Consider the following 15,119-nt stretch of genomic DNA (forward strand, 5'->3'; position numbering starts at 1 on the left):
ATCACCATCCGCGGCGACAGCTACCGCCTGCGGGAGAAACGACGCTCCGGCCTTCTGCAGAAGGCCGGAGCGTCCATCAGGGAAGTCGAGACAACCACATCATGAGGGGGGGGGCAGTTCCTCGTTTCGCCAAAGGGGTCAGTTCTTCAATTCGTTTGACAGCCTGGATGGGCGAGACGCGGCAACTTATTCTCGTCAATGTCAGACACGATATAGGGTAGGAAAGTCGTACGGCATGACAGGACGACAGCCACATGCTGGAACCGGTCTGCGGTTGCTAGGAATGCAGCCAAGCGACTGGTCCAGATGGCGATCCCACCACGCTCATTGATCGCGTCGACCATGATCAATGCACGGGTGCCCGCAGCTTCGCCCGCGGCATCGAGAGCGCCAAGCAGATCGTCAGGGGTGACATTGGTGAGGCCGAGCTGATCACCGACCTGACGCCAGATTTCGCCATCAACGAAGCTCCCCCCCAGCACCAGCACCGCCGGGAAATTCCGAGCGATATGGCGCTGCGCCACATCCGCGAGCAGGTGCGATTTACCTACGCCAGCATCGCCGGTCACGAGTAAGCGGTGCTCATTCGCCAGCCGCACCTCATGCCGATCTATCGATTCAGAGACTGCATGAAGCGCCTCGTAGAGGCGGCTCACGTTATGATGCCCACGCTGAATGGATTCGCGATCACCAGCCTTCTGGCTCCGCAAGTTCCAGACCTCGGCGGCGCACCTATCCAAGATCGTTCTTGCCTGATCGACCGTCTGTAACCAGGCGTCAAACGGCATAATCTCGGCTGGCCCCAGCACGCTTGTCCGGATGCCTAGGCTAATTGCGCGGAACGAGACATCGAGCACGGCGGCGGGTGCGGCGGCGGGACTACTTTCCAGCAATTGCGCAATGTCGCTGGTCGCACGGTGTCTGGCCGCATCGATATCGTCGGCCAACTCACGCAGACTTTCAATGAAGATGGGATCGCGTGCGATCGCAAGCAGCCCGCGACGAACGGGGAGTTCGATATTGAGTTCGGGTGTATAACGCTTACCAAGCGCCGCACGGGTGATTTCGAAGCGCGTTCGAAACCAGTCCGGCGTAAAATGCAGAATATCAAACCAATAGCGGCGGCGGCCGGCGTGGCGCGGATCGGTACGCGTCAGGCGCTCGATCAGCTGGGTCTCATCCCACAACTCGATCGTAACGATCCTTGGCAGGATCGCTTTGGTGCGGGCCGCTACCCAATCGTCCCAGCGAGCCTTCTGCGACTTCTGGTTCGCCACACGTCCGTCTGACAGGTTGAACGGAACGTTGACGATGAATCGCTTGAGATCGGGGTGATGGTTGATAGCGTGATCAAAGGATTCTTTCAGCTGTGAGGCCTGGCCGCTGCCAAATTCGAAGAAATATTTTGCCTGCCAGCCGGTCTCCGAGCCATCGGCTTCGACCCGGTAACATTCCAGTCCCGCATCGGCGCCCGCGCCCTTACGGTGGAAGGCCAAACTACGCGGCGTATCGATCGCCGCCAGCTGGCAAACCAGCTCCTCGAACCCGCTATGCTGGCTCCCATGATGCGTTCGGATGGCACGAAAGTCGATTGCAGGTGATGGCATCTTGTCTGTTTTCAAATAGCGCTAACACGGCCCGATCTCTGACGCCCCGCGAACGGCAGGTATATTCGAAACCCGACATTCAAGGTCTTTATCAGAAACGACGGTTTTATCCCAAACTCGTTCGATTGACGTGTGCCTAGCGAATGGCGAATTTCTGGAGACTGTCCCAACCGCCTGAATGCCCAAGATGAGGGCAAGGCGACATTTGCGCCCACGGAATCCGACCCTAACTACCAACCAAACGCCTTTTACGGCTCCCCTACCCCGCCTGCGTGTTCGCCCGTGTAGAGCCGAACCAGCTTTATACCAAAGCCAGCCTCACGGTACATATCGCAGCGGGTTGCGGTTCAGGCCGTCCCGATTTGAACCTGCGAAACTACATTGTTGATTTTGTTATAGTTTATTTTCGGCCCGACTCACACCCAAAGAAAAACCCCACGAACCTGCTGATTTCGTGGGGTTTTTGTTGTGGTTCATGGTTGAGGGGGAAGACAACCAACGATACTTGTGATTGATGGGCTGCGAAATACCGCACTTCACTGCATGACACCGCACCAGCGTCCGTATATCCTTCAATACAGTCTCATAAGTGTGATCAGTTAAGTGAATTCCGCTATATCTGAGATCACATTTCTTTCTAATATCTCCGATCCACCTACACTGATCACAAAAAAACGATTTATTTCATTTTATAAACAAAAATAAAAATAATAAATTGCAATATATTATAAAACAAATAAGATAAAAATTTAGAGAGTTTTTTCTTCTTCATGCGAAGAAATAAAAATATTTTGCAATTCGTCTCAAGGATGGGAATGCACATGCGAAAAAAAGGCACGCATATTATAACCACGCATACAGTAAAGGACGTCATGCCGTGACGTCCTGGCATCTGCTGGCGACATGTCCCACTGTGTTTCAATATTCGGATATGTCAGTTGCAGGGCATGGTGGGCGACGTCCCCCGCGAAGATCGTGCGGTCTCCGTATCGCCAACCACTATGGCCGGGCGTGTGTCCGGGGAGAGGAAGACATGTCATCGGGCCCGCGCTTTCCCCCGGTTCGAGCAGCGTGATTCGGCCCGCCCATACTCGAAGAATACGTCGTGCATCGCGAGCGATGGCCGCGTGGCTGCCCGCATCGGCATATGAGGTCCAGAATTCGTATTCCATGCGGGACAAGTGCAGGCGCGCTCGGGGAAAGGCCGCCGCGTCATCGGGACCGATCAGGCCACCTATGTGATCGCCGTGCAGATGGGTCAGATAGATGCTTTCGATCGCGCAGGGCCGTATATGCCGCTGGGCAAGTCGCTCCGCCATTGCCCCGAATCCCGCCCCCATAAGAGATCCACCGCCGGCATCGACAAGCAGGAACCCGGCCTCTTCGCGCACCAGATGGCATTGAACAGGGACCGTGATCGCCCGACCGATCTTTTCCGCGAGGCTGGCTATCGCCGGATGTGGCGAGAAAAGCGCGAGCGGCATCTGAAAACTGCCGTCGCATAGCGTCAGGACGGAGCCGTTCATGCGGCGCCTGATGGTTCCAGCCCGGCGGCCGCGGCATGCTGCGCGATGGCAATCCAGTCCATGTCCCGCATCGCCCCCTTCTGCATCTGCTGTGCAAGCTCCCGGCACGCCCGCTCCATGTCTATTCCGGCCACTTTTCCGTCACGCACGATCTCACGACCGCGAACCGTAACACTCGTGACGGCCTCGCGCCGCCAACGGCCAACGGCCAGTCGGGCGACATGCATCATCGAACCGGGCGGAAGCGGACTGAGCGCCTCCATGGACAACTCAACGAAACTGGCAGGCGCGCCGGGCTCCAGACCGGGTGCCGGCGCGCCACATATCAGTCGTGCGCCCTCGGAAAAGGCGGATTGCAGTGCAGCCTCTTCGCACGCCTTTACGTCCAGTTGGCCCGCGGCGGCGAACAATCTTGCCGCCAGCCGGACTTCCCGCAGCATGTCGCTATCGTCATCGAGTGCCATGCCATCCATGCCCAAACCCATCTTCAGCCCGTCCCGCGCCAGCGTGCCGAACTCCGCGATTCCCGAGCCGAGGCGAAGATTCGAACTGGCATTCAGCGCCAGGGCGACGCCGGCGGCCGCCAAGGCAGCGCGTTCGCATGCGTTCAGCCACACCCCATGGGCGATGGCGAGGCGCGGTCCCAGCAGGCCGGCATCTTCAAAATAGGCATGGATGCCCTCTGGATGATGGTTTTCCATCCAACGGCGCTGCGCCCAGGTCTCGAGCACATGAACATGCACGCGCCTGCCGGTGCGCTCCGCCGCACGACCGACCAGGGCGGCGCCGTGCGGCGACAGCCATTGCGGGCCGGGCGGACCATATTGCACGGTCGTTCCCTCTCCTTCGATCTGTTCGGCGATCGCTTCGACCATCGCGATCTGCTCTTCGACCGGCGGCAGGCGGGTCAGCGCGCGCAGTCTTTGCGCGCTGCTCTCGTCCAGCGCGTCCAGCACCGCGCGACCACCGTCATAACCGATCAGGTTACGATCGATCACCGGGCATACGAACGCCAGATCGATGCCGATATCCCGTGCAGCCCGTGCAACCTGCCGGGCCTCGGCGATCATGTCGGGCCCCTGCGGGAGGTGGTTATGCACCACCGCGCCGACACCCGAGGCCGCCATGTTCGCGAAGGCCAACAGGTGGGTCAGGTAGACATCGGTGCGGGGGGTCTTCCACAGATCCCACAACCATGTTTCCAGTCTGCTGTCGGCCGCGCCGAAATCGAGCGGGCGGCTCCCCCTGCCATGATCATGCGCGTTGACCAATATCGGCATGATCAGCCGTTCTTTCCCAGCATACGGGGCCGTGTCTATCGCGACGATCCTGCCGTCCGCGAATGTCAGGCATCCGTCCGGTCGCGGGAGGTCCCGTCCGGGGTGCGCCCAGAGCAATCCGTGGCGCCTCTGCTCCATGCCACCCGTCATCAGGCCAGGCCGAGCAGTCGCTGCAGATTTTCTCCCTCGATCATGGCGCGGTGCGCCGGGTTGGGTACTGCCTTTGCGATCTTCCTGCGCTCGAGATCGAAATCGCTACCGGGCCAATCAGTGCCCATGATGATCTTTTCCGGGCCGACATCGCGATAGGCCATGCGGACTTCGATCAATTGGGTCGACGAAGTTTCGAGATAGATGTTCGGCGTGCGCTTCGCGACCAGTATCGCCTCGTTCACGTTCCAGACCGTGCCCATGTGGGCGATGATCGTGGGAACGGAAGGATAATGTTTCGCAATCTCCTCGATTCCCAGAGGATGGATAAAGGCGTCGTCCAGTGCGTTGAACAATACCATGATGCCGCGTTCGGCACATGCGTCGAAAATTGGGTCCAGCAGCCCATGATCAACCACATGGTAGCCGTGCAGTACGGGGTGCAGCTTAAGCCCCCTGAAACCGTGCCGGTCATGATCCCGGCGGACCTGGTCGGCGGCATCGGCGGCACGTGCGTTCACCTGCCCAAAAGGAATGATGCGGTCGCTGTATGTCCAACCGACCAATGCCGTATAGTCATTGTCGATCATCTGGCCGAGCGAGCAGCCAACAGCCATGTCCACCCCGGCATCGTCCATGTCGCGCAGCATCATCTCGACCGAATAGGTCTCAGACGTCAGGTAGTCGGATTTCTGCTGTGCAGTCCAAATGTTATTGTAAGCATCGATAATCATGTCGGGCTCCAGTCAGGCACGTTCGTATAACGGGAAATGGCACAGGACGTTGTCACCATCGGGTAGGTTCCGGTTCGGCGGCGCGACGGTCGCGCAGGGATCGCGCGCATAAGGGCAACGCGCAGCGAAAGCGCACAGGCGATCAGAGGCAGGACTGGACGGCACGACGTCCTCGTCGGCCGACTGGCCACGGAACAGCCGGCGTGTCTTCTCCACGTCGGGCACTGCGATATTGCGGAAAAGCATTGCGGAATAGGGATGCGCCGGCGCGCGCGCAATCCGCGAGGCCCGCCCGATTTCCACCAACCGACCCAGATACAGCACTGCCACACGGTCCGAGATGTCCGAGACGATCCGCAGATCATGCGAGATGAAGAGCATGCTCAGGCCGTTTTCCCGCCGGAGATCGATCAGGAGGTTCAGGATCTGCGCCTGGACCGAGACATCCAGGGCGGAAATCGGTTCATCGGCGATTATCAGGTCGGGCGTTGCCCCCAGTGCACGGGCAATAGCGATACGCTGTCGCTGTCCGCCGGAAAAATCGGATGGAAATCGGCCCAGTGCCTCGGCCGGCAGTCCGACCTTGCGCATCAGTTCCGCGGCGCGGCGGGCTCTTTGCCCGCGCTGCACCCTCGCCACGCCCAGGACATCGCCAATAGCCGACGCAATTTTTCGCGCAGGATTCAGCGAGGAATACGGGTCCTGAAACACCATCTGGATGGTGTGGCCATGACGGGCGCTCGTGTTGCGGAGAGCATGCGACACGTCGCGTCCACGATACAGCACGCGGCCACCAGAAGGTGGAGTCAATCCGATGATTGCTCGTCCTAGCGTTGATTTTCCAGATCCGCTCTCTCCGACTAGACCAAGTGTCTCGCCGGGTGCGATCGTCAGCGAAAGCGGATGCAGGGCAAGATGATGCTGTCCTCCGGCCGTCCGGTATGTCACCGACAGGTCCTCGACCTTTAAAATCGGTTCAACCATCGATCTTTGATCCGACAAGAGGAAAGTGGCAGGCGACGCGTCCGGTATCACTACATTCGGCCAATTCGGGCTGATGCGTGAAACATGCCGGCCTGGCCCGGCGGCATCGCGGCGCAAACGCGCAGCCCTGCGTGGCACGCAATGCGAACGCCGTTTCCGCCGTGCCAGGAATAGTCGCGTAATGCCCCGACGCGTCACGTACATGTCTGGCGCAGTCGAGCAGGGCCCGCGTGTAAGGATGGCGCGGAAGCGCAAACAACGTCTCGACCGGCGCGCTTTCCACGATCCGGCCGCCATACATGACCATGACGCGATCCGCCATGCCCGCGACCACGCCCATGTCGTGCGTTATGATCAGAACCGACATGCCGCGTTTCTGAACCGCCCGGTACAGGGTGGCCAGAACCTGCGTCTGCACCGTCACGTCCAGCGCCGTCGTCGGTTCGTCCGCGATCAGCAGTTCCGGATCGCACGCCAGGGCGAGAGCGATCATGACCCGCTGGCGCTGGCCACCGGAAATCTGGTGCGGATATGCGCGCGTGACGCGGTCGGGATCGTGGATGCCGACCTCGCCGAGCAGCCGCGTGATGCGGTCGTCCGCGTCTGGACCGGCCATGCCGTGGGCGCGCATCCCTTCGGCGATCTGCTGCGCGATGGTTTCCGACGGATTCAGCGCGCTCAGCGGGTCCTGAAAGATCGTCGCGATGGCCCGTCCACGAAGCCGCCGGAGATCGGGGTGATCGAGGGCCAGAATATTCCGCCCGGAAAGGCGGATCTCGCCGGAATATCCGCAGCGCGGGCCTTCGTTGAGGCGTGAGAGCGCAAGCGCGGTAGCCGATTTTCCCGATCCGCTTTCACCGACAAGTGCGACGATCTCACCGCGTCCGATCGAGAAATCGATGCGATCGACGATGGTCCGCCGCGCGCCGCCTGGCCCGAACGACACGCTGAGCGCGCGGACGTCGAGCAGCGCGGTCATGACCATACCCCGTCGCGCAGGCGCGGATTGGCGTACAAGCAGGCCAGGTCGGTCATGAAATTGACGAGGATATATAGCGCCGCGATGGCGATGCCCGCACCTTGTACAGTCAGGTAATCGCGACTTTCGATCGCCCGGACGAGCATGCGTCCGATACCGGGGTAGCCGAACACCACTTCGGCCACGACCGATCCGCCCAGCATCGCGCCGAATTGCGCTCCCAGCACCGTCATGATCCCGACCGCCGCATTGCGCAGGATATGCCGCAGGAAAATCCTGTTCGCACCAATGCCCTTCATCCGCGCGGTCAGAACGAACTCCTTTTTCATCGTCGCTAGGATTTCCGACCGCACCAGCCGCATCACCACGCCCGAGGAGGTCAGCCCGACCGTCAGGGATGGCAGGACAAGGTGGGATATCCACGGGCCGATCAGATCGGGCCGTCCAAGAATCACCGCGTCGATCATCACGAAATTGGTCACGGGCCGATAGTCGATCGATGGTGGAAGGCGCCCGAAGGAGGGAAGCCAGCCGAGCCAGAGCGAAAAGATCATGATCAGGACTAGTCCCAGCCAGAACCAAGGCAATGTAGACAGGATGATCGACAGAAGGCGTATCGCCACATCGGCCGGACCGTCGGCCGCATGCACCGCGATCAGGGCCGCCCCGAGGCCACAGACCGTCATGACCACGAAGGACGCCCCAGCCATTTCCATCGTGACCGGCAATGTCTCGCCGATCATCGTTGCCACGGATTTGCCGGTCTGGGCGGAAATGCCGAAATCGAAATGCGCGAGACTGTTGAGATAGACCAGATATTGCCGCCACAAGGGCTGGTCCAGGCCCAGGCCGGCCATCAGCCGGACGCGCTGCGCGTCCGATACGAATTGCGCGGACAAGCTCTCGATCATAGAGCCCGGCAAGGCGTGCATGATCGCGAAAATCAGGCTTGCCACGGCAAGCAGCATGAAAGGCAAAGTCGCGACCCGGCGCAGGAGACCGCTGGTCATCGGCGACGCTCCTGTCCGATCGTCTCGCCGCAGAGCGCGGCGGTCAATGCGAAGACGCCCAGCACGAGTCCGGGCAACAGGGTCTGTCCCGGAGCGATGAAGATCAGTTCCTGCCCTTCCTTGACCATGTAGCCGATATCGGGCGCCGGCGGTCGCACGCCGAGGCCGAGATAGGAAAGCGCGGCCGCGGTCAGTCCGGCAGTCGCGACGACCGAACCGGCCTGCACCAGCAGCGGACGCACGATATTAGGCAGGATTTCGCGCACCAGAACATGGAACCGCGAGAGGCCGACGGCACGCGCTGCCAGGACGTATTCCTTCCTGGCTTCGACCGAGGCAAGAGCGCGGGCCAGGCGCGCGAAGACCGGAATCTGCGAGATACCGACGGAAATGATCAGATTGATGACCGAGCCGCCGAGCGCAGCCATCACCAGAATGGCGGCGAGAATGAGGGGGATGGACATCATCACGTCCACGACGCTCATCATCAGCCAGTCGGTTCTGCCACCAATCCCCCCGGCGACCAGCCCGTAGGCGCCCCCGGCAAGCGTGGCGAGAAAGACCGCGCCAAACGAAACGGCCAACATGGGACGGAGGCCCCATATCAGCCGGGAAGCAACATCGCGCCCGAATCCGTCCGTGCCCAGAATGCCGCTGGAACCGAAGAGAGGAGACAGCGGCGCACCCGTCGCGGCCAGCGGATCGGCAGGCGCGATATACGGTGCCAGAATTGCGACCGCTAGGTACAGGCCCAGGATCGTCCATGGCAGAACGACCGGCATCGCGAACGGGGTCAGCCTATGCATCGACCACGACATCCTCGAGAAATGTACGAAAGGTTCCAAGCGCGTTCACGGGAATGCCGCGCAGCCCGGCGGAGGCGACAACGGGCATGAACGTATTGACCATAGCGGCCACCGGCAGCATCCGTTCGGCCATGAACCTGTTCATGGCGACGTAGCGTGCTGCACGCCGTGTGGGATCGTGCTCGGCATTGGCCGCCGCGATCGCCTGATCGAGCGCTGGCTGATCAGGCAAGCCCGTCTGTGCCGTCATATGCTCGGCGACCGTACAGCCGGTCGCGAACAGGGGCGAGAACCGCCCATCCGGGTCGGGGAAGAAGGCGGAACGCTGAAGAAAGCAGGCATCGTGCCCGGTCCTGCTGAAGGCCCGGGCATTGAAGGTCCCGGTATCCAGATAGTCCACCGTCGCACGGATCCCGATCGTCCGCAGCGAACGTTCCACGACCTGTCCCAGCCGCATCCAGAAACCGTTATTTTCGGACAGGATCGTCAGTTCCATGCCCATCATGCCCGCGTCACGCAGAAGAGCACTGGCCTTTTCCGGGTCGAAGGCCGAAAGATCCATATGGCTCGGATCATAGCCTGGTTCGGATTTCGGCGTGATGTATCCGGGCAGTTCCGCCTTGCCGAAGAAGGCGTCGGCAATGATGGCCTCACGGTCGATTCCGTGATTGATCGCCTGGCGCACCCGCAGATCGGCCAGCTTCCTCGCCGAACAGTTCATGGCGAGCGCCGTGGTGATGAAGGCTGCCGGACGGGTGAAACGAAGGCCCTCCATGCGCCCCAGGCGGTCGATATTGGAATAGGGAACGGAGTTCGTGATGTTAAGCTGATCGCTCGCCAGTGCGGAAATCTGGGCCAGCGGATCCGGAATCACTTCCATGACGACGCGCCGGGTCGCGGGGCGGCCGGCATAGAAACCGTCGAACGCTTCCAGTACCACCCGTTCGTTCGAAGTGACGGAGGTGATCCTGTACGGCCCGCAGGCGCTGAGGTCCGGTCCGATATGCCGCCCTTTTTCCGACAGCGTCCGGGGGGAAATGATGACCATGTCGGGCCGGGAGAGACGGCCGGGGAGCGCGGCATCGGGCTTTTTCAATATGATGCGAAACGTGTTCGGCCACGGTACGGAAAAGCCCGCGATATTGGCGCCGCCCAGATTTTCCAGGGCGAATGACATATCCGGACGTGTCGGGTCCGTGGAATCGATCATGCGGTTAAACGTACGCAGCACGGCCTGGGCATCCACCGGAGTGCCGTCGTGGAATGTCAGCCCCCGGCGAATGCTGAAATCGTATGTCAGACCGTCAGGCGAGAGGCTCCAGCTTTCCGCGACGGCCGGTTGCGGTACTGGATCGGAAAAATCCATGTGGGTCAGGCCCCGGGCGACCATATCGACCACATGGACACTATCACCGAAGCCGATCCATGTCTGCGGTTCGAAATTGCCGACAAGATCGGGCAACGCGAAGACGATCGTCTTGTCCCGGTCGCGCGCGGCACTGCCCCGCGGCGGGCCGACCATGGCCGTGCCGCCCGCGATCGCCAGGAATTTCGCAAGCGCACGACGCGACAGTGGTGCAGCATGTCGGAAACAGACCATGTCGTTACCCGGCCCCTACCCTGTCGCGCCCTATACCGTCTCGCCCAAAAGGCTCACATGGGCCGAGACGACCCGCCATCCGTCCGACGTACGCAGCAGCGTCTTCGTCTCGCGCCCGCTCCGGTCGTGATCAGCGCGCTGGTACTCCGTGTTCGCGGTGGCGAAATCGCGCCCGTATGTCGTGATGATCGTCTTCATAAGATCGCGTTGAAAGGCTCCCGTACGACGGGCGCGCCGGAATAGGCTGATATCCTGCCACCCATACAGGTTCTCCCCCACACCATAACGCGTCGTCTCGGCCCTGTTCCAGAAAAGCTCTTCCAACACCGGCACGTCGTTCGCCAGAAGCGCTGCTTCGTAACGGTCGAAGACGGCGCGTACTTCCGCCACCACCTCGGGCAAGTTGATCGGATAATCAGTCATGATGTCACCTCGTAATGCGAAATCCGGCGGTGTCGAGCGTGGCCAGCGCAGCAAGCAGTCGGTCCTCGCGACCACGCGCGGCAACGATTTGCACGCCGACCGGCAGGCCCGTTTCCGGCCCCGTTACGGCGGCCACGGCGACCGGAACATGGGTCAGGGTCAGACATTGCGTGAATTTTCCGATGCCCAGCCGGATTGGCAGCACCTCGCCCGCGACCGTCAATTCGGCCGAGCCCAGCGGAAAGGCGGGACACGGTGCGGCGGGCGCCAGCAAGATGTCCACATCGGACAGCAGGGCATCGATCTGGTCGCGGGCAAGCGCTTGCATCCGATAGGCGGCGGCAAGCCAGTCGTCGGGCAGCAGCGCGCCCGCGCGCAGGCGATTGCGGCAGGGGGCTCCGAAGTTCTGGGCGCCCGCGTTCAGCCCGGCAAGATGCCGGCGGCCGCTTTGCCCCATGGTCATGAGGAACGCAGCCGCCCGTGCGGCTTCGGCCAATGGGAAGGATGCCGTGCGTTCAGCCTTCAGGATGGCACCGGCCCGCGTCACCGCCGTGACGACGTCGGGGTGCAGGGGCGTCTCGAAATACCCGTCCAGCCGCGCACAGGACAGGTGTCCCTCCGCAGCATGTTCGCCCGTCATGGCCTGCCAGACCGTGGTGGCTGTCGGGCAGTCGGCGGCCAGGATGCCGACGTGGTCAAGAGCGTCGACGAACGGATAGACCCCCGCGCGTGACAGTTTGCCGAACGTGGGCTTGAACCCCACCACACCGCTCAATGCCGCCGGCACGCGTGACGACCCGTTGGTATCCGTGCCGAGCGCAAAGGGCACGGCACCTGCTGCGACCAGCGCGGCGGAGCCCGAAGACGATCCGCCGGCGCTCAATCCCCCGCCGTACGGATTAACGGTATCGCCGTCATGCACGTTCTCGCCCGTGAAGCCGTAGGCAAGTTCGTCCATGTTCGTCAGCGCGACAAGAATCGCGCCGGCGTCTTCCAGCCGGCGGATAACGGCGGCGTCCTCCGTTGCCGGAGGATCGTTCTCCGTCGCCCGACTTCCAGCCCGGGTAGTCAGTCCGGCCACGTCGAAAATATTCTTCGCTGCAAAGGGCATGCCGGCAAGCACCCCCGCTTGCTGGCCGGCGTGATGCAACGCGTCGATGCGGTCGGCCCGGTCGAGCGCGCGCGCCGCCAGTATGGCGGTAACCGCATTGAGCGGGCGCAATGCCTCGATCCGCGTGAGGGTGGCACTGACGCGTTGCCGCGCGGTCGCACGGGCGGTATCATCGGGCATCGCTACGTCACTCATGTCTGCTCGCTTTCCCGCAAGACGCTCCGGACAAGTGCGTGGAAACCCGCTGCGCGTTCCAGGTTGAGAATGATGTCGGCCGTTTCGTCGTCGTGCCATTTCAGGCCGGTTTCTCGTGCACGCATGTGCATGAGCGCCGTCAGGTCCAGATCCGGGTCAGGGGGGAGATAGGTCGTCACGTCAGCGTCCCGCCGCATAGGTAATGCGTCGGGGATCGGCCGCCGCCACCAGAACGGGCACTCCCGTCGGATCGAGCTTGCGATACCCGGCGATGGAAATGCCGCCGGCGTCGAATTCGAACGCGGGCCAGACATAGATGTCGTGGCCGCGACGGGACAGTTCTTCGCGTATCTGCGGATCGACCCGCTCCTCGACAGCCAGGCGAAGCGGGAATGCCGGATGCGGGTAGAACGAACCAGGATGCGAAAAGGTGGCGATGCGGGGACTTTCGACGGCCTGTTGCGGCGTGATGCCGAACGCGATCATGTCGACCGTGCTCTCCACCATCGCCTGAACGATCATGTCGCCACCAGGGCTGCCGAGCGCCAGGATCTCACCTGTCTCGGGCCTGTGCAGGATCGCCGGCGCGGGGGTGAGACGCGGACGCTTGTTGGGTGCGATCGCGCAAGGATGCGCGGGATCGATCCGGCTCTGTACTCCGCGCGGCGAGACGAAATAGCCCAGCGCCGGGCAGATTGGGGCGCCGTCGATCGTATCCGACGGCATCGACGAAAACACGTTCCCTGCGGCATCCGTGACGGCGATGTAAGTGGTATCGCAGCGGCCACGCCCGGCAGCCGACGATAACGCCGCGCCGGGCAGGACACTATCGAGGCCGATTTCCATGCGAAGCGCATCGAGATGGTCGGAGGACAGCAGCGTCTCGACCGTGATGGAGGCGAAATCCGGATCGACATAATATTTTTCGCGTTCGGCGAAGCCCTGCTTCATTGCCTCGGCCATCATGTGCAGATGATCGGGCGACCCGCGTCCGAAATCCTCTAGAGGCGTGCGTTCAAGAATGCCGAGCGCCTGAAGCATGACGGGACCCTGGCCGACGATACCAGGCGTGTAGACGTTCCAGCCTCGAAACGTGACCGAAGGTGCGCGCGATACGCGGGACTGGAACGCCGCCATGTCCGCCTCGGTCAGCCAGCCTCCCGTCTCGCGGTGAAAGGCGATCAGCTCGCGCGCCATGTCCCCTTTGTAAAACAGGTCGTGGGCAGCGCGGATCCCCTCCTCCCGCGTGCCGGTATCTGCGGCTGCCAGGCGTTCCAGGCTGTCGGCCAGCGCCTCCTGCACCAGGATTTCACCCGGATGCGGCGGCCGGCCGTGCGGCCAGTAGATGGCGCGCGACCCCTCGTAGAACTTGAAGCCGCTGCCCAGCAGTTCGAACGCCTTGGCGGAGCGGAGATCGAGCGGGAACCCCCGGCGGGCATAATCGATGGCAGGAGCAATGACATCGCGCAGTCGCCAGGTTCCAAATCGTTCCAGCGCGGTACACCACGCGGCGAAGGCGGCCGGAACCACGCCGACCGACGAGCCGATGGGCATCGCGCCGTCATGACGGCGCAGATACGCGTCGAGCGTGACGTCCGCGCCCCAGCTGCCGACACCGTCGATGCACCAGATCGCATCCTCGTCCGCACGCCTGATCAGGGTCGGCGCGACGCCGCCGAGATTGCACATATCCACCTGGACTACGTTGGACAGCAGGCCGCCGGCCACACCAGCATCGACCGCCGTACCGCCATTGGCCAGGATTTCAGACATGACCTGTGCGACAATCGGATGACCGGCCGAAACGACGAAATCGCGTCCTACCAGCGTCGGCCGCATGGATTCTGGCGAGGGAAACACGGCGGGCGTCGGCGATCCCGCATTGCGCATGCCCCCCGTGCGCTCTGGCCCTGCATCCTGGTCCCGCGCGGCCCGATCCAACTGTGCCGGCTTGGTCATGCAATATCCTTTCAGGCAAGCATGTAACCGGCATCGACCCCGATGGTCGCACCGGTTACAGCAGAAAATTCCGACGCGCAGAGAGCGGCGCACACGCCGCCGACCTCTGCCGGATCGATCAGGCGCTGCGCCGCCCCTGCGTGGGCAAGCGCGTTCCAGACGGTCTCGAACGCCACGCCACGGGTCTGGGCAATTCCCGCCGCGACCTCGCGCAGCATGGGAGTATCCACATTGCCGGGTGCCACCGCGTTGACGCGGATGCCATGCGGGGTCAGTTCCGCCGCGACGGCCTGCACCATTCCAATCAACCCGGCCTTGGACGCGCTGTAGGCCGAGGCATGGGCCTCTCCACGCACCCCGGCAGCGGAGGAGACGAAGACCATTGCCCCACCCTCCTGACGTTCGACCATCTGGCGGGCCATCGCCGAGGCCACGATGGCGGCGCCGTCGAGATTGATGGCCATGATCCTACGCCACAAGGAAAAGTCCGTATGGATGATCGCCATCGTCGCGACGATGCCGGCCGTATAGACCATGGCGGCGAAAGGACGTGATGCCACAACATGGTCGACCATATCGGCATTGCAGACATTGCATTCGGCAGCCGTATGTCCCGCGCCCAGGGTCTCTATCGCCGACTGGGCGGATGCGAGCGACCGATCCGCCGCTGTCACCAAGAAGCCGCGGGCGGCGAGGGCAGCCACGCAGGCGCGGCCAATCCCGCCGCCCGCGCCGATCACAAGGGCATCGGGCAT

At 62.3% G+C, this 15,119-nt stretch carries 14 protein-coding genes; all 14 read right to left on the bottom strand.

The features are described from left to right. Positions 1 to 146: 146 nt before the first annotated feature. Positions 147 to 1,607 carry an NACHT domain-containing protein gene (locus HLH48_RS16535; protein WP_182998591.1) on the bottom strand — a complete coding sequence of 487 codons (1,461 nt, stop codon included), beginning with the start codon at positions 1,605 to 1,607 and terminating at the stop codon, positions 147 to 149. Positions 1,608 to 2,410: 803 nt separating this feature from the next. Beyond that, positions 2,411 to 3,133 (bottom strand): MBL fold metallo-hydrolase, encoded by a 723-nt coding sequence (locus HLH48_RS16540; RefSeq protein WP_182998592.1) that lies wholly within the window; start codon positions 3,131 to 3,133, stop codon positions 2,411 to 2,413. Then, complete coding sequence (locus HLH48_RS16545; protein ID WP_182998593.1) at positions 3,130 to 4,413, bottom strand: amidohydrolase family protein; 1,284 nt, start codon at positions 4,411 to 4,413, stop codon at positions 3,130 to 3,132. Before HLH48_RS16545 ends, HLH48_RS16540 begins: the two co-directional genes overlap by 4 nt. Before the next feature lie 149 nt (positions 4,414 to 4,562). Continuing rightward, positions 4,563 to 5,297: an amidohydrolase family protein gene (locus HLH48_RS16550; protein ID WP_182998594.1), complete on the bottom strand. Its 735-nt coding sequence runs from the start codon at positions 5,295 to 5,297 to the stop codon at positions 4,563 to 4,565. A 12-nt stretch (positions 5,298 to 5,309) separates the two neighbouring features. After that, positions 5,310 to 6,281, bottom strand: coding sequence for an oligopeptide/dipeptide ABC transporter ATP-binding protein (locus HLH48_RS16555; protein WP_182998595.1), 972 nt, complete (start codon positions 6,279 to 6,281; stop codon positions 5,310 to 5,312). Next, positions 6,274 to 7,260, bottom strand: a complete 987-nt coding sequence (locus tag HLH48_RS16560) for an ABC transporter ATP-binding protein (RefSeq protein ID WP_182998596.1) — start codon at positions 7,258 to 7,260, stop codon at positions 6,274 to 6,276. Before HLH48_RS16560 ends, HLH48_RS16555 begins: the two co-directional genes overlap by 8 nt. After that, positions 7,257 to 8,270, bottom strand: coding sequence for an ABC transporter permease (locus HLH48_RS16565; protein WP_182998597.1), 1,014 nt, complete (start codon positions 8,268 to 8,270; stop codon positions 7,257 to 7,259). The genes HLH48_RS16560 and HLH48_RS16565 overlap by 4 nt, the downstream gene beginning before the upstream one ends. Then, positions 8,267 to 9,076 carry an ABC transporter permease gene (locus HLH48_RS16570; protein WP_182998598.1) on the bottom strand — a complete coding sequence of 270 codons (810 nt, stop codon included), beginning with the start codon at positions 9,074 to 9,076 and terminating at the stop codon, positions 8,267 to 8,269. Before HLH48_RS16570 ends, HLH48_RS16565 begins: the two co-directional genes overlap by 4 nt. After that, on the bottom strand, positions 9,069 to 10,676 hold the full coding sequence (locus tag HLH48_RS16575; protein WP_182998599.1) for an ABC transporter substrate-binding protein: 1,608 nt from the start codon (positions 10,674 to 10,676) through the stop codon (positions 9,069 to 9,071). Before HLH48_RS16575 ends, HLH48_RS16570 begins: the two co-directional genes overlap by 8 nt. Positions 10,677 to 10,706: 30 nt before the next feature. After that, positions 10,707 to 11,099, bottom strand: a complete 393-nt coding sequence (gene hpxZ / locus HLH48_RS16580; RefSeq protein WP_182998600.1) for an oxalurate catabolism protein HpxZ — start codon at positions 11,097 to 11,099, stop codon at positions 10,707 to 10,709. 4 nt (positions 11,100 to 11,103) lie between these two features. After that, the gene (locus HLH48_RS16585) at positions 11,104 to 12,405 is read right to left on the bottom strand and encodes an amidase family protein (protein WP_182998601.1); all 1,302 of its coding nucleotides are present in this window, start codon (positions 12,403 to 12,405) and stop codon (positions 11,104 to 11,106) included. Beyond that, entirely contained in the window at positions 12,402 to 12,584 is a 183-nt protein-coding gene (locus HLH48_RS16590) for a hypothetical protein (protein WP_182998602.1), read from the bottom strand. Before HLH48_RS16590 ends, HLH48_RS16585 begins: the two co-directional genes overlap by 4 nt. Before the next feature lies 1 nt (position 12,585). After that, entirely contained in the window at positions 12,586 to 14,364 is a 1,779-nt protein-coding gene (locus HLH48_RS16595) for a gamma-glutamyltransferase family protein (protein WP_182998603.1), read from the bottom strand. An 11-nt stretch (positions 14,365 to 14,375) separates the two neighbouring features. Continuing rightward, a complete protein-coding gene (locus HLH48_RS16600) occupies positions 14,376 to 15,119 on the bottom strand; it encodes an SDR family NAD(P)-dependent oxidoreductase (protein WP_182998604.1) in 744 nt (247 codons plus the stop codon).

This window comes from Gluconacetobacter sacchari, from assembly GCF_014174255.1.
Classification (GTDB): domain Bacteria; phylum Pseudomonadota; class Alphaproteobacteria; order Acetobacterales; family Acetobacteraceae; genus Gluconacetobacter; species Gluconacetobacter sacchari.